General features: G+C 44.2%; 20 protein-coding genes and 1 pseudogene. 12 read left to right on the plus strand and 9 right to left on the minus strand.

Annotation, left to right across the window (positions count from 1 at the left end; all coding sequences use genetic code 11):
- From ABEV15_RS00620 to ABEV15_RS00635, 4 genes are all read right to left on the minus strand, one after another.
- Window positions 1–1,347, minus strand: coding sequence for a (Fe-S)-binding protein (locus ABEV15_RS00620; protein ID WP_498852093.1), 1,347 nt, complete (start codon window positions 1,345–1,347; stop codon window positions 1–3).
- On the minus strand, window positions 1,344–2,756 hold the full coding sequence (gene glcD / locus ABEV15_RS00625) for a glycolate oxidase subunit GlcD (RefSeq protein ID WP_498852094.1): 1,413 nt from the start codon (window positions 2,754–2,756) through the stop codon (window positions 1,344–1,346). The genes ABEV15_RS00620 and glcD overlap by 4 nt, the downstream gene beginning before the upstream one ends.
- A gap of 96 nt (window positions 2,757–2,852) precedes the next feature.
- The gene (locus tag ABEV15_RS00630) at window positions 2,853–3,956 is read right to left on the minus strand and encodes a CdaR family transcriptional regulator (RefSeq protein ID WP_429634220.1); all 1,104 of its coding nucleotides are present in this window, start codon (window positions 3,954–3,956) and stop codon (window positions 2,853–2,855) included.
- Between the two features lie 77 nt (window positions 3,957–4,033).
- Window positions 4,034–5,800 carry a methyl-accepting chemotaxis protein gene (locus ABEV15_RS00635; protein ID WP_498852095.1) on the minus strand — a complete coding sequence of 589 codons (1,767 nt, stop codon included), beginning with the start codon at window positions 5,798–5,800 and terminating at the stop codon, window positions 4,034–4,036.
- A gap of 141 nt (window positions 5,801–5,941) precedes the next feature.
- Here ABEV15_RS00635 and ABEV15_RS00640 point away from each other — a divergent pair.
- Window positions 5,942–6,073, plus strand: a pseudogene (locus ABEV15_RS00640) (carbohydrate ABC transporter permease); the annotation flags it as partial.
- Here ABEV15_RS00640 and ABEV15_RS00645 read toward each other — a convergent pair.
- On the minus strand, window positions 6,053–6,190 hold the full coding sequence (locus ABEV15_RS00645) for a hypothetical protein (protein ID WP_171700663.1): 138 nt from the start codon (window positions 6,188–6,190) through the stop codon (window positions 6,053–6,055). The pseudogene ABEV15_RS00640 and the gene ABEV15_RS00645 overlap by 21 nt on opposite strands.
- Before the next feature lie 58 nt (window positions 6,191–6,248).
- Entirely contained in the window at window positions 6,249–6,584 is a 336-nt protein-coding gene (locus ABEV15_RS00650) for a DUF3905 domain-containing protein (RefSeq protein WP_498852096.1), read from the minus strand.
- Between the two features lie 83 nt (window positions 6,585–6,667).
- Here ABEV15_RS00650 and ABEV15_RS00655 point away from each other — a divergent pair, with 83 nt between their 5' ends.
- The 3 genes from ABEV15_RS00655 to ykzE are packed head-to-tail and all read left to right on the plus strand — an operon-like array spanning window position 6,668 to window position 7,097.
- Window positions 6,668–6,808 (plus strand): hypothetical protein, encoded by a 141-nt coding sequence (locus ABEV15_RS00655; protein ID WP_498852097.1) that lies wholly within the window; start codon window positions 6,668–6,670, stop codon window positions 6,806–6,808.
- A 2-nt stretch (window positions 6,809–6,810) separates the two neighbouring features.
- Window positions 6,811–6,966, plus strand: a complete 156-nt coding sequence (ykzP, locus tag ABEV15_RS00660) for a protein YkzP (protein WP_035018793.1) — start codon at window positions 6,811–6,813, stop codon at window positions 6,964–6,966.
- Window positions 6,963–7,097: a protein YkzE gene (ykzE, locus tag ABEV15_RS00665; RefSeq protein WP_498852098.1), complete on the plus strand. Its 135-nt coding sequence runs from the start codon at window positions 6,963–6,965 to the stop codon at window positions 7,095–7,097. The genes ykzP and ykzE overlap by 4 nt, the downstream gene beginning before the upstream one ends.
- Before the next feature lie 12 nt (window positions 7,098–7,109).
- Here ykzE and ABEV15_RS00670 read toward each other — a convergent pair whose 3' ends face one another.
- The gene (locus ABEV15_RS00670; protein WP_498852099.1) at window positions 7,110–8,837 is read right to left on the minus strand and encodes a B12-binding domain-containing radical SAM protein; all 1,728 of its coding nucleotides are present in this window, start codon (window positions 8,835–8,837) and stop codon (window positions 7,110–7,112) included.
- Between the two features lie 197 nt (window positions 8,838–9,034).
- Here ABEV15_RS00670 and ABEV15_RS00675 point away from each other — a divergent pair, with 197 nt between their 5' ends.
- Together ABEV15_RS00675 and ABEV15_RS00680 are read left to right on the plus strand one after the other, a co-directional pair.
- A complete protein-coding gene (locus ABEV15_RS00675; protein ID WP_498852100.1) occupies window positions 9,035–10,294 on the plus strand; it encodes an AAA family ATPase in 1,260 nt (419 codons plus the stop codon).
- Window positions 10,281–10,991 carry a HEPN domain-containing protein gene (locus ABEV15_RS00680; protein WP_498852101.1) on the plus strand — a complete coding sequence of 237 codons (711 nt, stop codon included), beginning with the start codon at window positions 10,281–10,283 and terminating at the stop codon, window positions 10,989–10,991. The genes ABEV15_RS00675 and ABEV15_RS00680 overlap by 14 nt, the downstream gene beginning before the upstream one ends.
- Window positions 10,992–11,028: 37 nt before the next feature.
- Here ABEV15_RS00680 and ABEV15_RS00685 read toward each other — a convergent pair whose 3' ends face one another.
- Both ABEV15_RS00685 and ABEV15_RS00690 read right to left on the minus strand, forming a co-directional pair.
- A complete protein-coding gene (locus ABEV15_RS00685; RefSeq protein WP_498852102.1) occupies window positions 11,029–11,283 on the minus strand; it encodes an L-lactate permease in 255 nt (84 codons plus the stop codon).
- A complete protein-coding gene (locus tag ABEV15_RS00690; protein ID WP_498852103.1) occupies window positions 11,280–11,534 on the minus strand; it encodes an L-lactate permease in 255 nt (84 codons plus the stop codon). Before ABEV15_RS00690 ends, ABEV15_RS00685 begins: the two co-directional genes overlap by 4 nt.
- A gap of 33 nt (window positions 11,535–11,567) precedes the next feature.
- On the opposite strand from ABEV15_RS00690, the gene ABEV15_RS00695 reads away from it, so the two are divergent.
- From ABEV15_RS00695 to ABEV15_RS00720, 6 genes are all read left to right on the plus strand, one after another.
- Window positions 11,568–12,332, plus strand: coding sequence for a FadR/GntR family transcriptional regulator (locus ABEV15_RS00695; RefSeq protein WP_498852104.1), 765 nt, complete (start codon window positions 11,568–11,570; stop codon window positions 12,330–12,332).
- 106 nt (window positions 12,333–12,438) lie between these two features.
- Entirely contained in the window at window positions 12,439–13,155 is a 717-nt protein-coding gene (locus ABEV15_RS00700) for a (Fe-S)-binding protein (protein ID WP_498852105.1), read from the plus strand.
- Window positions 13,156–13,167: 12 nt separating this feature from the next.
- Window positions 13,168–14,586 carry a LutB/LldF family L-lactate oxidation iron-sulfur protein gene (locus tag ABEV15_RS00705; RefSeq protein ID WP_429632135.1) on the plus strand — a complete coding sequence of 473 codons (1,419 nt, stop codon included), beginning with the start codon at window positions 13,168–13,170 and terminating at the stop codon, window positions 14,584–14,586.
- Window positions 14,587–15,252, plus strand: coding sequence for a LutC/YkgG family protein (locus tag ABEV15_RS00710; RefSeq protein ID WP_498852106.1), 666 nt, complete (start codon window positions 14,587–14,589; stop codon window positions 15,250–15,252).
- Window positions 15,253–15,401: 149 nt separating this feature from the next.
- Window positions 15,402–17,570: a PAS domain-containing sensor histidine kinase gene (locus tag ABEV15_RS00715; RefSeq protein WP_498852110.1), complete on the plus strand. Its 2,169-nt coding sequence runs from the start codon at window positions 15,402–15,404 to the stop codon at window positions 17,568–17,570.
- Window positions 17,571–17,576: 6 nt separating this feature from the next.
- On the plus strand, window positions 17,577–17,774 hold the full coding sequence (locus ABEV15_RS00720) for a CZB domain-containing protein (RefSeq protein ID WP_498852107.1): 198 nt from the start codon (window positions 17,577–17,579) through the stop codon (window positions 17,772–17,774).
- Window positions 17,775–17,955 lie beyond the last annotated feature (181 nt).

Raw genomic sequence — 17,955 nt, forward strand, 5'->3', positions numbered from 1 at the left:
TTACCCTGTTTGTTTCACCGGCTCGTTTGCTTCTTTTGTCGCTTCTACCGCTTCTAAAAGCAGCTCGACGAGGTGAACGGCACGCACGTTTGTGAGTCCTTCTCGTTCAATGCCGAGCTTCATTTGCAGCAAGCAACCCGGATTGGCGGTCACAATCGTCGTCGCTTTCGTTTGTTTCACTTGTGCCATTTTGTAATCAAGCACTTGCATCGACATGTCTGGCTCGATGATGTTATAAATGCCTGCTGAGCCGCAGCATCGATCGGCATCTTTCATTTCGCGAAACTCGACGCCGGAAATGGATTGAAGAAGAAGGCGCGGCTCGTTTGCGGTTTTCATGACGTTGCGTAAATGGCATGAATCTTGATACGTCACGATTTGCTCAGGCAAGCGCCATCCTTGCTTATGAAAGCCGAGTTCGACTAAAATGACGGACACATCTTTTATTTTTGCGACAAACGCCTTCGCACGATCCGCCCAAACAGGATCGTCTTTTAATAAATGGTCGTATTCGATTAAAAACGCCCCGCACCCGCCAGCGTTTGTGACGATATAGTCGACATCGAGCGCTTCAAACGCTTCAATGTTACGCTTCGCTAGTTCTTTGGCGTCCGCTTTTTCGCCGCTATGCCCATGAAGCGCCCCGCAACATGTTTGCGATGGCGGAATGACGATGTCGCAGCCGGCAAGCTGCAATAGTTTCATCGTCGCATCGTTCGTGTCCATAAACATCGTATCCATTAAACAGCCGCTAAAAAAGGCGACCCGTTTTTTTCGTTTCGTTTCCGCTTCGATGTGCGTTGGTCGTTCGTTCATTTGTTTCCACGTCGGCACGTTCGGTAACACTTTTTCCATCATCGCTAAATGATTTGGCAACACGCGCAATAAGCCGAGTTTGCGAACGAGTGCTTGCAACCTAGAGCGTTGATAAAAGCCGATAAGTGCCGTCAACATGCGCATCCGCTTTGGATGCGGAAAAAGTTGTTTAAATACAATGTGGCGAACGAGACGAACGAACCACGGATATCGTTTATGTTGCGCAATAATATCGCGCGCTTCTTCTAGTAAATGGCCGTAGCGCACTCCAGAAGGGCAAACGGGCTCGCACGCTCGACAGCCGAGGCATAATTGGAGCGAACGTTCGACATCTTCGTCCGGTTCAATGAGCCCGTCGACGACCGCTTTCATTAACGCAATGCGTCCGCGCGGCGAGTGTGACTCTTGAAAGCCCGACTCAATATACGTCGGACATGTCGGCAAACAAAAGCCGCAGCGCATACAGTTTAATAACTCGTCTTCATTCATGCGCGCTTGAAATTGTTGTTGGATGTGCTGTTTATTTTTCATCTTGTCACCACCACCCGTTTGCGCGTGCTTTTTGCGAACACTTTTCCCGGATTCATAATGTTGTTCGGATCGAGCGCTCGTTTAATCGCCTGCATCGCAGCGATCCCTTCTTTGCCGAGCTTCCATTCTAAATACGGCGCTTTCATGACGCCGACGCCATGTTCGCCTGTAATCGTGCCGCCAAGTTCAATGGCTTTGGCGAATATGTCTTCGAATGCTTGCTCGACACGATGTAGTTCGTCTTTGTCGCGCACATCGGTCGGACATGTCGGATGAAGGTTGCCGTCTCCAGCATGGCCGAACGTACAAATGGTGACGTTATATTTTTTTGCAATGTCGTTAATCGCTTTTACCATATTGGCAATTTGCGAGCGCGGAACGGTCGCATCTTCTAAAATCGTCGTCGGTTTTAAGCGAGCGAGCGCCGATAGTGCCGAACGTCTCGCTGTGCGCAAGTTATTCGCTTCTTCTTCTGTTTTGGCTACTTGGACGGAAATGGCGTGTTGTTCGCGACAAATGCGCGCCATCGCTTCCATATCGCGCTCAACGACTTCTTTCGGGCCGTCTTGTTCGATGAGCAACACCGCTTTAACGTCCGTCGGCAAGCCGATGTTGACGAACGACTCGACGACTTGTAACGTCGGCTGGTCTAAAAATTCAAGCGTCGTCGGAATGATTTTATTGGCGATGATGGCAGAAACGGAACGTGCCGCTGCTTCTAAATCTTCGTATAGCGCGAGCATCGTTTTTTTCGTCTCCGGCATCGGAATGAGTTTTAACGTTGCTTCTGTAATAATGCCGAGCGTGCCTTCTGAGCCGACAAAAAGGCGCGTTAAGTCGTAGCCAGCGACGTCTTTCGCGAGCTTTCCGCCCGTGCGAATGATGTCACCGTTGGCGAGCACGACTTCAAGCCCCATGACGTAATCGCGCGTCACACCGTATTTTAAGCCGCGCAAGCCGCCGGAATTTTCATTAATGTTTCCACCAATCGTTGAAATTTTCATCGAGCTTGGATCGGGCGGATAAAATAGTCCTTTTGCTTCGACCGCTTGAATGAGGTCGAGTGTAATAACGCCCGGTTGAACGGTCACCGTCAAATTTTCTTCGTCAATTTCTAATATGCGATTCATATGTTTAAACAACATGACGATGCCGCCTTCGGTTGGGCATGTGCCTGCACAAAGATTTGTTCCTGATCCGCGCGGCACGATCGGAATGCGGTGCTCATTGCAAATCTTTACAATTTCGCTCACTTCTTTTGTGTTGCGCGGGGCGATAACTGCGTCAGGAAGCGATTGAAAGTTTGGGGTGGCGTCATATGAATAAACGAGCCGTCCGGCTTTCGAATCGTCGTAGTTTTCTGCGCCAACAATTTCAATGAACTGTCGTTTCACTTGTTCAGTAATCATATCATCCACCTTCTTTCCTTTGTTTGTACTGTAAGCATATAAAAAAGCGGGAAAACCCGCTATGTATAAACATATAAAAAATAAAACGCTTACACGTTATTTTTTTGTTGTTTCATCTAAAAAACGGACAGCTAAGTATAAGGTGATGATATGTTCGAGATGGCGCACGTTCAGTTTCGTATAATCTTGTATTTTTTTTAGCCGGTAATGAAGTGTATTAATGTGAATGTGAAGCGCCTCTGCTGTTCGTTTGAGCGATAAGTCGTTAGCGAACAACGTCCGCAGCGTATGCAACAATTCTTCATCGTGTATGAGCGGTTCAATCGTTCGTTTAATCAACTCTTGTTTTGTCGCAAGCGAAATGTCTTCTAAACACATGTCCAATCGTAAATCTTCATCGAAAACGATGTCGCCTGTTTGTTTGGCGATATGAAGGGCACGTTCAGCTTGCTTATACGAATGGTACACCTGTTTACTATCTCCCATTTTTCCGCATCCGATATGAAGCGTCACATCGTATTTGTCTAATAATGCGCGTTGCATCGTTTTGAGTTTAGCGGTCGTTCGTTCTTTGTCGTCGTCTGTTTGTAAAATAAGTAGGCGATCGTTTCCCCAACGGACGATGACATCACGTGCATCGCTCCAAACGGTTTGAACGTATTTCCACATGTCAATGGAAATCGTTTGTTTTGTTGTATTTAACGAAGCGATAATGACGCGCCGCGAGCTAGCGAGGTCGATATGAAACAGTTGGGCTCGCTCGTGCAAGGATGGCGACCAGTCGTGCGCTTGCAGCCAATCGAAGACGAACGTTTCCAGCGCCCGCGCTTCAAGCTGGAGTTGTTCCGTATAATAGTTTTCTTGAATGAGTAGCTCGGTCATTTTTTTTAATAGTTCTCCATATGGTGACACTTTTGCCGGGTCGCCTGTAATGCCGATGACGCCGATGACGTCACCGTGAAAAAAAACAGGTAAGTTGATGCCAGCTTTTACTCCTTTGAGCTTTCCTTCGTCTTCTTTCGTAATGATTCGTTTTTGTTTTTCTTGGCAAACGAGAAACGCGCCTTCATGAAATTGCCCGATGCGCGTCGGGTCGGTGCTGGCGATAATGATGCCATGCGTGTCGACGATAATAATATCTTCATTGATCAGGCGCCGCACGTCAGACACAATTTTTTTCGCAAGGTGAGGGGAAAGCATACGTTCACTTCCTTTCTGAGTGAATACAAACGAAGAAACCGTCCTTTTGATGATGCGAAAGGACGGTTATCTATTTGTTACATTTGAAAGCGTGCGACCGACTGACGAAGTTGCTCCGCTGTGCTTGCGAGCTCTTGCGACGAGGCGAGCAACTCTTGCATCGTTGCGTTTTGTTCTTCTGTCGTTGCGGCGACTTGTTCAATATTATGGGCGGATTGAGATGAAATATCAATAATTTGGTCAGCGAATGCCGTCATCGTTTTCACTTTTTCTTCTACGGAACGAATCGTATCGTGCACCGCATCGCTTTCAGCTTGGACGCGCGCCATATGAGTCGAAATCGAGTAGAAAATGTTTCCGACTTGTTCGACGAGCGAATGTCCAGCTTGGAACGATTCGCTGCTTTCATTCATCACTGTCACCGCATGGGCTGTTTGCGTTTGCGACTGTTCGGCAAGCGCGCGAATATTACCTGCCGCATGGGCCGTTTGTTCCGCAAGTTTGCGCACTTCTTCCGCAACGACGCCGAATCCTTTTCCGTGCTCTCCGGCGCGCGCCGCTTCAATGGCGGCGTTTAACGCAAGCAAATTCGTTTGATCGGAAATGTTTGCAATAAAGCCGACGATTTGATGAATTTCTTTCGATTTATCGTTTAGCGATTCAATAACTGTCGCAAGCCGTTCAATTTGTTCGTGAATGACTTTCATTTGTGCAACCGTTTGCTCTACTAAAGATGTTCCTTCGTTGACGCGCGCCGCCGCTTCTGTCGTTACTTTCGTCGTATTGGTTACTTTTTCTATTACGCTCGTTAATGCATTGGACACATCGTGCACCGCGTCGTTTGTTTTTTGTGAGACGTCAACTTGTTGTTCAGCACCTGAAGCGATTTGCAATATCGCTTGTGTAATTTGCTCGTTCGCTTCCGTCGTCGTTTCTGCATTCAATCGCAACGTTTGTGACATATCGTTTACATACTTCGCTGCCGCTTGAATTTGGGCGATAGATTGCGTTAGTCCGTCCATTAATTCATTCATCGCATGAGCGATTTGCCCGACTTCATCGTTGTTCGTATCCGTCAAACGCTCAACGCGCAAATTGCCGCGCGCAAGCTCATGGCAAATGTGCACAACTCGTTTTAACCGATTGCTTATTTTACGGCTAACGACGGTAAGAGAAACGACCGATAAGGCGAGGGCGACAACGACCGCTATAACCATCATCAATATATTTTTCGTGATCGTATCATGCAGTTGCGCGACGAGGTCATGACGTTCACGAGTAACGAGCTGCTTTAATATGTCGAGCTTTTCAATGCTCATATCGCGAATCATCGCCGCTTTATTTTGGAAGCTTATAATTTGAGAAAGGTCTATAATTTCCCCACGGTCGCGGTATGATAAGACGGTCGGTTGAATCGTTTTATGAAGCAGTTCGTTCAGCTGGTTTTCGATAGAAATCGTTGATTGGTAAATCGTTTTCGCTTCTTCCGTTTGCATATACGGTTCGAGCTGCTTCATTTTATCGTTAAATTGCTTCGTTAAATCTTCATAGTTCCATAATGTTTCAGGGCGAGGGTTTGTCATGTAGTCGGTGATGACAATATATTTTTGTTCAAATAAAGCGTTCAGATCGGTAATTAAAATAGCTTGGTCGCTTTTTTGCTCCACTTGTTTTACGACGTTCGTTAAGTTATGAATAAGCAAGGCGACAAAAATGAAAACACTGACAAATAAAAGTGTAGCAAAGCTGAAAACGATCCCGTACTTTCTCCCGATCGTCGTTTTGTTTTTCTGCTCATCCGTTTTCGCTTTTTTCAGAAAACGGCTCATCCATCGGCCTTTCATGAAGAAGCCCCCTTTACTTTTTGTATCATTATAGCACGATAGTTCGTGGGAAGGGGAGAACATTTTTGGACAAAATGCCACGAATTTTGTTACAAATTTTTTGTTGCAATCGGTTTCAAGTTCGGTTGAAATTCAAATTAACAAGGACAATACATTAGCTATTGGAACTACATTATGGCGGCGTCGATGGTGTTTACGATGCCTGTATTAGTCATTTATGCATTTTTCAATCGCTATTTCATTAAAGGCATTTCATTTACAGGGGGAAAATGATCCCTCTTGTTTCATTTCTTCTAGCTCACGATATTCGCCTATAAATAAAAGAATATATCCCGTCACAATAATGCCGACACCAATCACTTCCATAAGTTGAATCCATTCGCGGTCCATATACGCCACCTCGTCATGTATTGCTCCTTCAATGTATGACGAAAACGGGGCGAATGTATCAATCCGCCCCGTATCCGACGTCTTTATCTGGATGGGTAAACGGTGCTAGTTCGCTCCGTTTTTCTTCGAGTAAGGCGCGGTTTTCCGGTGTATTCCAACCGATGTCGTTTGTCGGGTGCACCCATTCATCACCCGCCATGACGCTTGGATCGGTTTCGTCGCTCCATTCATGAAGTGGGGAGTTTGGCGAATTGTATTTACTATCGCCAATGACGACGCCATATTTGTTCACAAACGGCGGCTGCATGCGCATGCCTGTTCCTTTAAATGAAGGGGCATGGATTTGATGCGGTTGCGTTTCATCGAAAATGGGCGATTCGATTTCTTTTTTCATTGTTATCACCTCGCTATTAATGTGGCTAAATGGCGTATAAAATATGTCGCTTTGCGTGACATTACTCATGAGGGGGGATTCACATGCGTTTTCCTATTGCGCAGTTGCATGAACGCGACATCGCCCAAGTGCAACAATTTGAACGACAACTTCGCCAACAAACAGGCGAAAACATCATACTCATTGCATACAAAAAAGAACAAACAGACGGACGGGGTGAATGATGATGAAGCGAAAAGTGACACACGATGCAGCGAAGACGAACAATCAAACACCGACGGAAAGCATGCCAAAAGACGAATTTGCTGCGCAATACGCCGGTGGCGAAGATATGAGCCGAGGGGCGAACCGAAACTCGAAAAAAGGACGGCAAGGAAAATGAAAAAGAAACAAGCAGGGAAAACGATTCCGATTCCAAGCGATATATTAAAGGAAGAATTCGGGAGCGAACAAGGCGACATTAATGCGCATAAAGTGATGGAGTTAATGGAAGAGGCAAAGAAGAAAAAGTAGGAGTGGAGGCTCCTACTTTTCCATTTCCAAAAAATACGTCTCTGCTTTCATTGTCGTTTGGTTAAAGTATACGATCATCGCCATGTTGCAACGGCGAATGTGTTTCGTTTGTAAATAATGCGGCAAGTCGAAAGGAATCATTTCGACGACGGTATGTTTAAATAATTCTTTTTCGCTTAGGGAAAGAAGATGCGGTTGTTCGGACAGTTTTTCGTATACGCGCGCGCGCGCACTCTTGTCCGTTTTTTCGTCCCACCACGGTTTGCGTGGTTTTTGTTTTTGATTGCGCAAATAGTCGTATTTCATGAGCGCTTCGACGATCGGCAAGTCGTTCGTGTGTAACGTTTGTAAAAACGAATAGAGACGGCGGAATAAATCTTCAAGCTGATGTCCGATGCGCGCCCATCCTTGTTCGTCCCAATACGTGCCGAACGATTGGAAAAAGTCAAACGGTGTGTCAAATAAATGGGTGACGATATATTCAATCGTCTCGTCCATGCGATGATCGTTCCAATATTTTTCAAGCACATCTTCGACTTGTTTTAGGCGAATGATGTCATCAAACGACAACACGTTATTTCGCAAAATTTCATACGGTGCGCGGTCCATAAAGATGTAACCGTACTCGTTTGCCTTATGGCGTAAGCCTGTGCCGCGCAACATTTTCAAAAAGCCGAGTTGCAATTCTTCAGGACGGAGCGCAAATACGTCGTTAAACGTTTTGCGAAACGATGTGTAATCTTCTTCCGGAAGCCCGGCAATTAAATCAAGATGTTGGGCAATTTTTCCGCCTTGTTTGACCATCGTGACGGTGCGGGTGAGCTTTTCAAAATTTTGCTTTCGCATGACGAGTTTATTCACTTCATCGTTTGTCGACTGCACGCCAATTTCAAAGCGAAATAGTCCCGGTGGCGCATGTTCGTTTAAAAACTGAATGACTTCTGGGCGCATAATGTCGGCTGTAATTTCAAATTGAAAAACGACGCCGGGCACATGCTCGTCAATTAAAAATTGAAACATATCCATCGCATAGCTTCGGCTAATGTTAAACGTGCGATCGACAAATTTAATGACTTTTGCTCCATGTTTCATTAAATAACGTAAATCTTCCTTTATTTTTTCACGGTCAAAATAGCGTACGCCAACTTCAATCGACGATAAACAAAATTGGCAACTAAACGGACAGCCGCGGCTCGTCTCGACGTATGTGACGCGCTTCGACAAATGCGGAATATCTTCCGGAAAGCGAAACGGCGACGGCATGTTCGCTAAGTTGATTTTATTTCGTTGCGGGTTAATGACCGCTTTGCCGTCTTGATGAAACGCAAGACCAGCGATGTTTGCGACATCATCGCCATTTTGAAGCGCTGTCAGAAGCTGCTTAAACGTTTCTTCTCCTTCGCCGATGACGATATAATCAAATTCCGGCACGCGCTCAAGCCAATAAGCGACGTCATATGACACTTCCGGTCCGCCGGCGACGATTGTCACGTTCGGATGCACTTTTTTCAAAAGCTGAATAACTTCAATCGTCTGTTCGATGTTCCAAATGTAACAGCTAAACCCGACGACATCGGGTTTGCGGCGATATAAATCGGTGACGATGTTTAACACCGGGTCTTTAATTGTATATTCGACAAGCTCCACATGAAACTCCGGTTGGGCGTATGCTTTCAAATACCGGATCGCTAAGTTTGTATGAATATATTTCGCATTTAACGTTGTACAGATAATGTTCACTGCAAACGACTCCTTCATATGTAGGTTGCAACGAAATATTATATCATATTGGTAAGGAAGGAAAAAAGATAGACAGTATAAAATAGTTATAATGATAATTTTATTTTATATTTTAGAGGATTTTTCGCAAAAATAACGAATAAACTATCCGTATAACGTGATAACATAGATAAAAAATGATGATTTGAGGGATATGTATGCTTATTAAATTTTCATGTGAAAACTTTAAGTCGATACGTGAAAAAGTGACGCTCTCGATGCTTGCAACGAAAGATGGGGAGCATAAAGAATGTATCATCAAAGTAGATGAAAAGATACAACTTCTTCCTTTAGTTGCTATATATGGTGCGAATGGGTCAGGGAAGTCGAATGTATTGCAGGCGATCGGTTTCGTTAAGTTTTTAATTACTGAGGTTGACTCGTTTCATGAAGGAGATTCCATTCCGACTTTTCCTCACAAACTAAACGAAAATTACCCAAGTACATTTGAACTACAATTTATTTCTAATGGTATTCGCTACGCATACGGTTTTTCGATTACACGCGAAAAAATTTTAGAAGAGTATTTATACTTTTTTCCAAACGGAAGACAAACGCGAATTTTTGAACGAATAGAAGAACAATATACGTTCGGCAATAAGTTTCAAAAAGAGTTGGATGAAATTAAAGCATCAAAAACGAAGCCAAACCGTCTTTTTTTAGCGACTGCAGGGGTTTGGTCAAATACGGAAGAGGTGAAACATCCATTTTTATTTTTACGCAATGACCTTGTCATTAATCAGTTTGTAAGCAATGAAAATTGGCTGCATTATACGATCGAACAAATTTCGACAAACGAAACGAATAAAAATATCCTTTTGCATATGTTAAACTACTTTCATATTCCTGTTGAAAACATTATAACGAAAGTAGAGAAAAAGCAGCTTTCTTACAAAGATTTGCCTCCACAAATGCCCGAGGAAATCAAAATGCTATTGCTTAAAGGATCTCATGTCAACTACGAAGTGAAACTCGTCTATCCTGACATGACCATTCATCTTTCAGAAGAATCACGAGGCATTCAACGTTTATTTGAAATTATGGGGCCTGTTCTTGATATTTTAAGTCACGGGAAATGTTTAATATTTGATGAATTGGAAACGAGTTTACATCCGCTATTAGTGCTACAAATTATTCAACTATTCCAAACGCCAAACTTAAATCCAAAACACGCACAACTCATTTTCACAACACATGATACAAATTTATTAGATTTGTCAATTTTACGGAGAGATCAAATATGGATTACAGAAAAAAATAGCACATTAGCGAGTACAGACTTATATTCCATTTCCGATGTCAAACATGTGCGGAAAGATGAAAATATTGAAAAAGGATATATGAAAGGAAAGTACGGTGGTATTCCGCTTATTCAAACGAACTTTTTAAATAAGTGGGTTGATTATGTTCATGAGTAAAGAGCGATTTTTAAAAAATATTTCTTTAACGCGTGAATCAAGACAGTTAGAGAAAAGACGAGTGGTTATTGCGGAACAAAAAGCAAACGACATCATGAACCAATTTCAATATAACATTCAATCGATTAGAGAGAAGTTCGCTATTTATGATGAGTTGTTTGAGAACGGAAAAAAACAACATGCGGAAGATGTTTTACGAAGCCAAATCGTCTTTTTGATGAGCGCACTTGATTTTTATATGCATGAAATAGTACGATATCGCTTATTAAAAATGTTTTCCGGAGAAATACGCAAAACGGAGAGCTACAAAACATTTATCGTCTCCCTTGAAACAGTGGAAGAAGCGTTGAAAAATCCGGAGACGATCGACTGGCTGTCAGAAGAAATTATCCTTCGACATAGCCATAAAACATTTATGGCAAGTAAAGCGATTAAAGAAGTACTTTCTTTAATATCGAGGGAGAAAATATTTGCACAAGCGTGTCAAGCGTTGCAAACAGAACATACGACGGCCACTAAGTACATGGATGACATATATCGCCGAAGAAACGAAATTGCTCATCAAGCCGATCGCCCACATAATGAGGAGAAGCAACACCGCATATGTAAAGAAGAAGTGGAGCAGTATATCGACTTTATTGAAAAGTTTGTCCAACACGTTCATCGCTTGTTGATGGAAGAAGAAAGTAAAGATTAATCGCAAGGGTGCCCTTTTCGTAGGACACCCTTTTGTACTATGTTGAAATTTGGTTTTCGGCCTGTTTCGTTTTGCCGCGGTTTGACATTATAAACAAAATGAATGCGACGACGACGCCAGCGTATAAAATGAACCATATGTTGAAGCCGCCAACGACAAGCCCCATGCCAAGCATACCCGCGGCTAAAACGTAATATGTCATCGGAATGAGCGCTTTACGAATTAAATTTCCTTCTTGACCGACGAGGCCGACTGTTGCAGAAGCAGCGACGACGTTATGGACGCAAATCATATTTTCACCGTATTTAAAAGCAACACCGCACCGAAGACGATAAACATAATTTCAATCGCCGTTTTTATACCGTTGACGCTTGCGGCGGCGACAACGTTCCTTTTCGTTCCCCAAACAAATAGGGCAATAGCTGCGGTGACAATGAGCGCAACAGGCATCGCGCGACTCGCTGGCCATTTCAGCACAACAAGAAATAAGAAAATTGTTAAAATTGGCAATAGTACGATAAAAGATAACATACCGATGCTCATATGAATCCCCTTTGTTTTGCAAAAAAATATGATATGATATTCTATTTGTGTGGGGGGGAGCAAACAAGAGATGATGGGGTGGACAGAGTGTACAAACAAATTAAACCGAAAAAAATATATGAAGAAGTAGCCGAAGCCATTTTACATATGATTCAAACGGGACAGTTAAAACCGGGCGATAAACTCGATTCCGTTCAACAACTAGCTGAAAATTTCCAAGTTGGGCGCGCAGCCATTCGCGAAGCGTTAACGGCGCTTAGGGCGATGGGGCTTATTGAAATGAGACAAGGGGAAGGCACATACGTGCGTGAATTTGACCCAGCGATGTTATCGTTCCCGATTTCTACCGCTATACTGATGAGCAAAGAAGACGTGGCCCATTTATTAGAAGTAAGAAAACTACTTGAAGTTGGCGCAGCTGGATTGGCGGCGCTAAAACGGACGGAAGAAGATTTGCGCGCCATGCAAAGCGCCCTTACGCAAATGCGTGAGGTGATCGGCGATGAAGAGCTTGGCGAAAAAGCCGACTTTTTATTTCATATGGCAATTGCGGAGGCAACGAAAAATCCGTTGTTAGTTAGCTTAATGAACAACGTATCTGGCATGATGATGGAGACGATGCGTGAAACGCGACGCATTTGGCTGTTTGCCAAACAAGCGACGACAGAACAGCTACTTGAAGACCATATCGCCATTTTTGAAGCGATTCGCGACCAAAACGCTGAACTTGCCCAAGAGCGAATGAAAGAACATTTAGGACATGTTGAAAAAGTGCTTGCTAACTACATATCTTTATGATGGGGGGCTCCCTCCGCCCTTAATCATCAGATGACCGGTTGACTAATTTTGCAATTGCATGTAAAGTGAAAGAAAAGAAAACGTTTTCTTGGAGAGGGGATTTCGGATGAACGTCACATTATTCGTTACATGTTTAGTCGACTTATTTCACGTCAATGTCGGAAAAGCGACAGTAGAGCTGTTAGAGCGGCTTGGATGTACAATTCATTTTCCAGAGGCGCAAACATGCTGTGGTCAGCCAGCGTACAATAGCGGTTATGTAAAAGAAGCGAAAGAAGCGATGAAACATATGATTCGCACGTTTGAACATGCGGAATATATCGTCACGCCATCGGGTTCGTGTGCGACGATGTTTAAAGAATATCCGCACATTTTCAAAGGCGACGGCGAATGGGAAGAGCGAGCGAAACGCGTTGCCGATCGAACGTATGAATTAACACAATTTATCGTCGATGTGTTAAAGGTAGAAGATGTGGGGGCGCGGCTAGAAGGAAAAGCGACGTATCACACGTCATGCCATATGACGCGCTTACTTGGCGTCAAAGATGCGCCGCTTACGCTTTTACAACACGTAAAAGGGCTTGAAGTTGTCCCTTTGCCGAACGCGCACAATTGTTGTGGATTTGGCGGTACGTTTTCAGTAAAAATGGGACCGATTTCGGAACAGATGGTCGATGAAAAAATTCAATGTATTGAACAAGTCGAAGCCGACTATTTAATCGGTGCAGACTGTGGCTGTTTAATGAATATCGGTGGGCGAATCGAGCGAAAAGGCAAACCGATTCGCGTCATGCATATTGCCGAAGTGCTCAATAGCAGATAAGGGGGGACTCATATGGCGATGAAAATTAACATGGGAGAATTTCACGAGCGGGTCGAGAAAGGAATTCATAATACGTTTATGCGTGGAGCGGTTGCTGGAGCGCAAGAGCGACTGCGCACGCGGCGGTTGGAAGCAGCTGCTGAGCTTGGCAATTGGGAAGAATGGCGCGCGCTCGGAGAAGAAATTCGCCAACATACGCTCGAAAACTTAGATTACTATTTAATGCAACTTAGCGAAAACGTAAAAAAACGTGGCGGACACGTCTTTTTTGCGCAAACAGCGGAAGAAGCGAACGACTACATTTGTCGCGTCGTTGAAAGCAAACAAGCGAAAAAAATTGTGAAATCGAAATCGATGGTGACGGAAGAAATTCATATGAACGCTGCGCTAGAGAAGCTTGGCTGTGAAGTCATTGAAACGGATCTTGGTGAATACATTTTGCAAGTCGACGACCACGATCCACCGTCTCATATCGTTGCGCCTGCGCTTCATAAAAATAAAGAACAAATTCGCGACGTATTTAAGGAAAAGTTAGCGTACACAAAAACGGAAAAGCCGGAAGAGCTTGCCCTTCATGCGCGCCATATGCTTCGCCATGAATATATGACAGCTGATGTGGGCATTACCGGATGCAATTTTGCGATTGCCGAGTCCGGTTCGATTACGCTTGTGACGAACGAAGGAAACGCCGATTTAGTGACCGCATTGCCGAAAACGCAAATTACGGTCATGGGGATGGAACGCATCGTACCGACGTTTGAAGAAATGGAAGTGCTCGTTAGTTTACTGACAAGAAGTGCGGTCGGGCAAAAATTGACGAGCTACATTACGGTGTTAACAGGTCCGCGAGAAGAAGGGGAAGTGGACGGACCAGAGGAATTTCATCTCGTCATCGTCGATAACGGACGTTCCGACATATTAGGAACAGAATTTCAGTCGGTGCTGCAATGTATTCGTTGCGCTGCTTGCGTCAACGTCTGTCCGGTATATCGCCATATTGGCGGTCATTCGTACGGTTCCATTTATTCAGGACCGATCGGGGCGGTGTTGTCGCCGCTTCTTGGCGGATATGATGACTATAAAGAATTGCCGTATGCGTCAACATTATGCGCCGCTTGTACGGAAGCATGTCCGGTAAAAATTCCGCTTCATGAACTGTTATTAAAACATCGTCAAACGATTGTCGAACGGGAAGGAAAAGCGCCAATTTCGGAAAAGTTGGCGATGAAAGCGTTCGGATTAGGTGCGGCATCGTCGCTGTTATATAAGCTCGGTTCGAAAATTGCGCCGACCGCCGTCCATCCATTTACGGCAAACGACCGCATTTCGAAAGGTCCGGGACCGTTAAAAGCGTGGACGGACATTCGTGAATTTCCAGCACCAGAAAAAGAGCGATTCCGCGACTGGTTGAAACAAAGGGGGAATGAATAAATGGAAGCTTTTTTACAGCGCATTGCATCCCGGCTTGGACGCGATGTGCGCACGTCCGTTGAGCGCCCGCAGTGGAAACATGCACCGCAACATCAAGTGTTTCAAGGATATAGCCAAGATGAACTGCTTGACGTATTAAAAAAACAATGTGCCCGCATTCATACGACGCTCGTTGAAACGACAATAGCCGAGCTTCATGACGCGATCGAACACGTCGTGGCTGCGCATGGCGGCGGCCCGATTGTCGTCGCCAACGATGAGCGTTACGAGCAGTTTGGTCTATCTTCTTTTTTAAAGCGAGAAGATGTGCACGTATGGAACGCAGCGCTTGGGCGTGAAAATATTGAAGCGGCAGAGCGGGCAAACATCGGCATAACATTTAGCGACATCACATTAGCCGAATCGGGAACGGTTGTGCTATTAAACAACCGCGATCAAGGGCGGACGATTAGCTTTTTGCCAAAAACGTATGTTGCGATCATCCCGAGAAGTACTATCGTTCCGCGCATGACGCAAGCGGCTCGCACCATTCGCGAACGAGGACACGTACCGTCATGTATCAACTTTATTACAGGTCCGAGCAACTCGGCAGATATTGAAATGAACTTAGTCGTTGGCGTACACGGACCGGTGAAAGCAACATATATCGTCATTACAGATCGTTGAGCAGCAAATCAGCTGCTCTTTTTTAAAAGATAAGATTAGTGAAATTTTTAGAAATATGAGAAGGAATAACAAAATATGTAGCGAATATACATCATAACTATGACGGGGGAGTTTGTGGGGAGGGAAAACGTTTGAGTTTGAATAGAAGTATGTTGGAAGATTCGCCATTTGTTCAGCTTTCTAGACAGGAAATGGAAGAGTTGAGTGAGCGAATGAGCCGATATGAAATTATTTTAAAGCAAATGACAGATGCGATTATTTTAGTGAAAGATGACGGGACGTTCGTTGGCGTGAATGAGGCGGCGTGCCGTTTGTTCCGTGCGTCGCAAGAAGAGTTATTGCAAAAAAATTTTCAAGACTATTTATATCTTGTTCCCGAACATATTTTCCAATTCCAAAAACGAATGTTGCGCAAATTTGGCGCATACGATGATGAGTTGACCATTCGTTTAACGGACGGCGAATTGAAGCATGTGCAATTGTTTATGCGCCGCCATGAACAACAACCGTTTGATGTATATATCATTCGCGATATTACCTCAAAAAAAGCGCTAGAGCGTGAACGAACGATTAACGAAACGTTATTTAAAGATTTGTTTAATCATGCTGGCGACGGCATCGTCATTTTTGACGAGCAAGGGCGCTTTATTGACGCGAATCCTTCCTTTTGTGCGAGCATCAACGTCAAAAAAGAAGATCTGTTCGAACTTTCGATCCAAACATTTATCCCAATTGAATATCACGATTTGTTCGACCAACTATTGCTTACGTTAAAACGAAACGGAACGGTATCGAGCGAGCTTCCGTTTATTTCAAGGGACGGCATGCAAAAGCTGTTTGAACTGACGTTAACAACGAACGTACATAGCGGCTTTTTTATGGCGATTATGCGCAACGTGACCGAAAAGCGAAATATGGAAATCAATTTACAACGAAGTGAAGAGCAGTTTCGCGCCATTTTTGAACAAGCCCATGAAGCGATTTTAATTTGCGACGATTTCGGAAACATTTTGCGCGCCAACCCTGCCGCAAGCCGAACGTTTGAATTGCCGCTTCACGATCTCGTTCGTGCGAATTTAAGGCAGTTTATTGATTTAAAACAAGACAAAGTACGCCACGTATTACAACAATTTTTCCGCGACGGAGAAATTCGCGATGAATTAACATTTCATATGCCGAACGGAGAAATAAAGCAACTCGAGTTTACCTCGAAAAAAAGCGTCATTAACGGCTATCATTTAACGATTTTTCGCAACGTAAGCGAACGAAGAAAAATGGAAAAAGAGTTGCGCGAACAAGAACAAAAATTTCGCAGCGTATTTAATCATGCGATGGACGGCATTGTGTTGATTGACGATCAGCAGCGCATTTTTGATGCCAATTCGGTGGCATGCCGCATTTTTGCCCTTCCGAAAGAACAGCTCGTTGAAAAGTGCGTACACGCCTTTATCGGAAGCAACGATTTAGCTAAATTTCAAACGTGGCTAAAGCATGGAGAGGAAGAAGAAGAATTTGCGATTACGGACGGCGAAGGAAAGAAAAAAATTGTTGAATTATCGTTTAAACCGAACATTATTGAACATGTCGGGCTTATGATGGTGCGCGATATAACAGAGAAAAAAGAAATGGAAGAGCAACTGCGGAAGTCTGATACGTTAAACGCCGTCGGGCAGTTGGCGGCTGGCATCGCCCATGAAATTCGCAATCCGATGACGGCGTTAAAAGGGTTTATTCAACTATTACAAGGAAGTATAGGCAATGATTGCGAGCAATATAATACGTACTTTCACGTCATTATGTCGGAATTAAAGCGCGTTGAGTCGATTGTTACCGAATTTCTCGTATTAGCGAAACCGCAAGCGATTCATTATGAACGAGGCGACGTGGCGAAAATTATGCAAGAGACGGTTGATTTATTAAGCGTGCAAGCGACGATGCATAACATTCAAATTGAAGCAACGTATGAACAAGTGCCGCCTATATATTGCGAGCCGAGACAATTAAAACAAGTATTTATTAACATATTAAAAAATGCGATTGAAGTGATGCCAAACGGCGGAACGATTACCGTCTCCGTTGAGCATGTCGGAGACGACATACGCATCGCCATTCGCGATGAAGGAAGCGGCATTCCGAAAGATAAAATCAAAAAATTAGGCGCGCCGTTTTATACGACGAAAGAGCGGGGAACCGGACTTGGCTTAATGGTCAGCTATAAAATTATCGAAGAACATCATGGACGCATTGATGTCGAAAGCGAAGTCGGCGTGGGCACAACGTTTTATATTACTTTACCAATAAATAATGACATGAGATGAGCCGATATGATCGTTGGCTATGAAACTGTACGACCTGAAGATGTTGCTTCGCACTATCAATGCCGATTAGGCAAATGGTATTTTGATGAACAGACGAAAAAACAACTGCAGGGCACGCCAGCGCATGAAAAATTAAACGCTCCGCACGAACGGGTGCACGTTGCGGCGAAAAAGCAGTGGAAGCGTACACCAAAGGCGATCTAAAAGGTGCCGGAGCGCAATTAATCGAACTTGAGCAAGCATCTGCAGAAGTCAACAACCCAATGACTAAAGTCATGGGCTTGTAAGCCCCATGTTGACCAGACCAAGGCTTGAAACAGAGCCTACGTTATAGATGTCATGACACGTTCGGGTGCTTCTCCAGCCCGTTCCTCTGTCGTGCAAG

Source organism: Bhargavaea massiliensis, assembly GCF_050480245.1.
Classification (GTDB): Bacteria; Bacillota; Bacilli; order Bacillales; family Anoxybacillaceae; genus Anoxybacillus.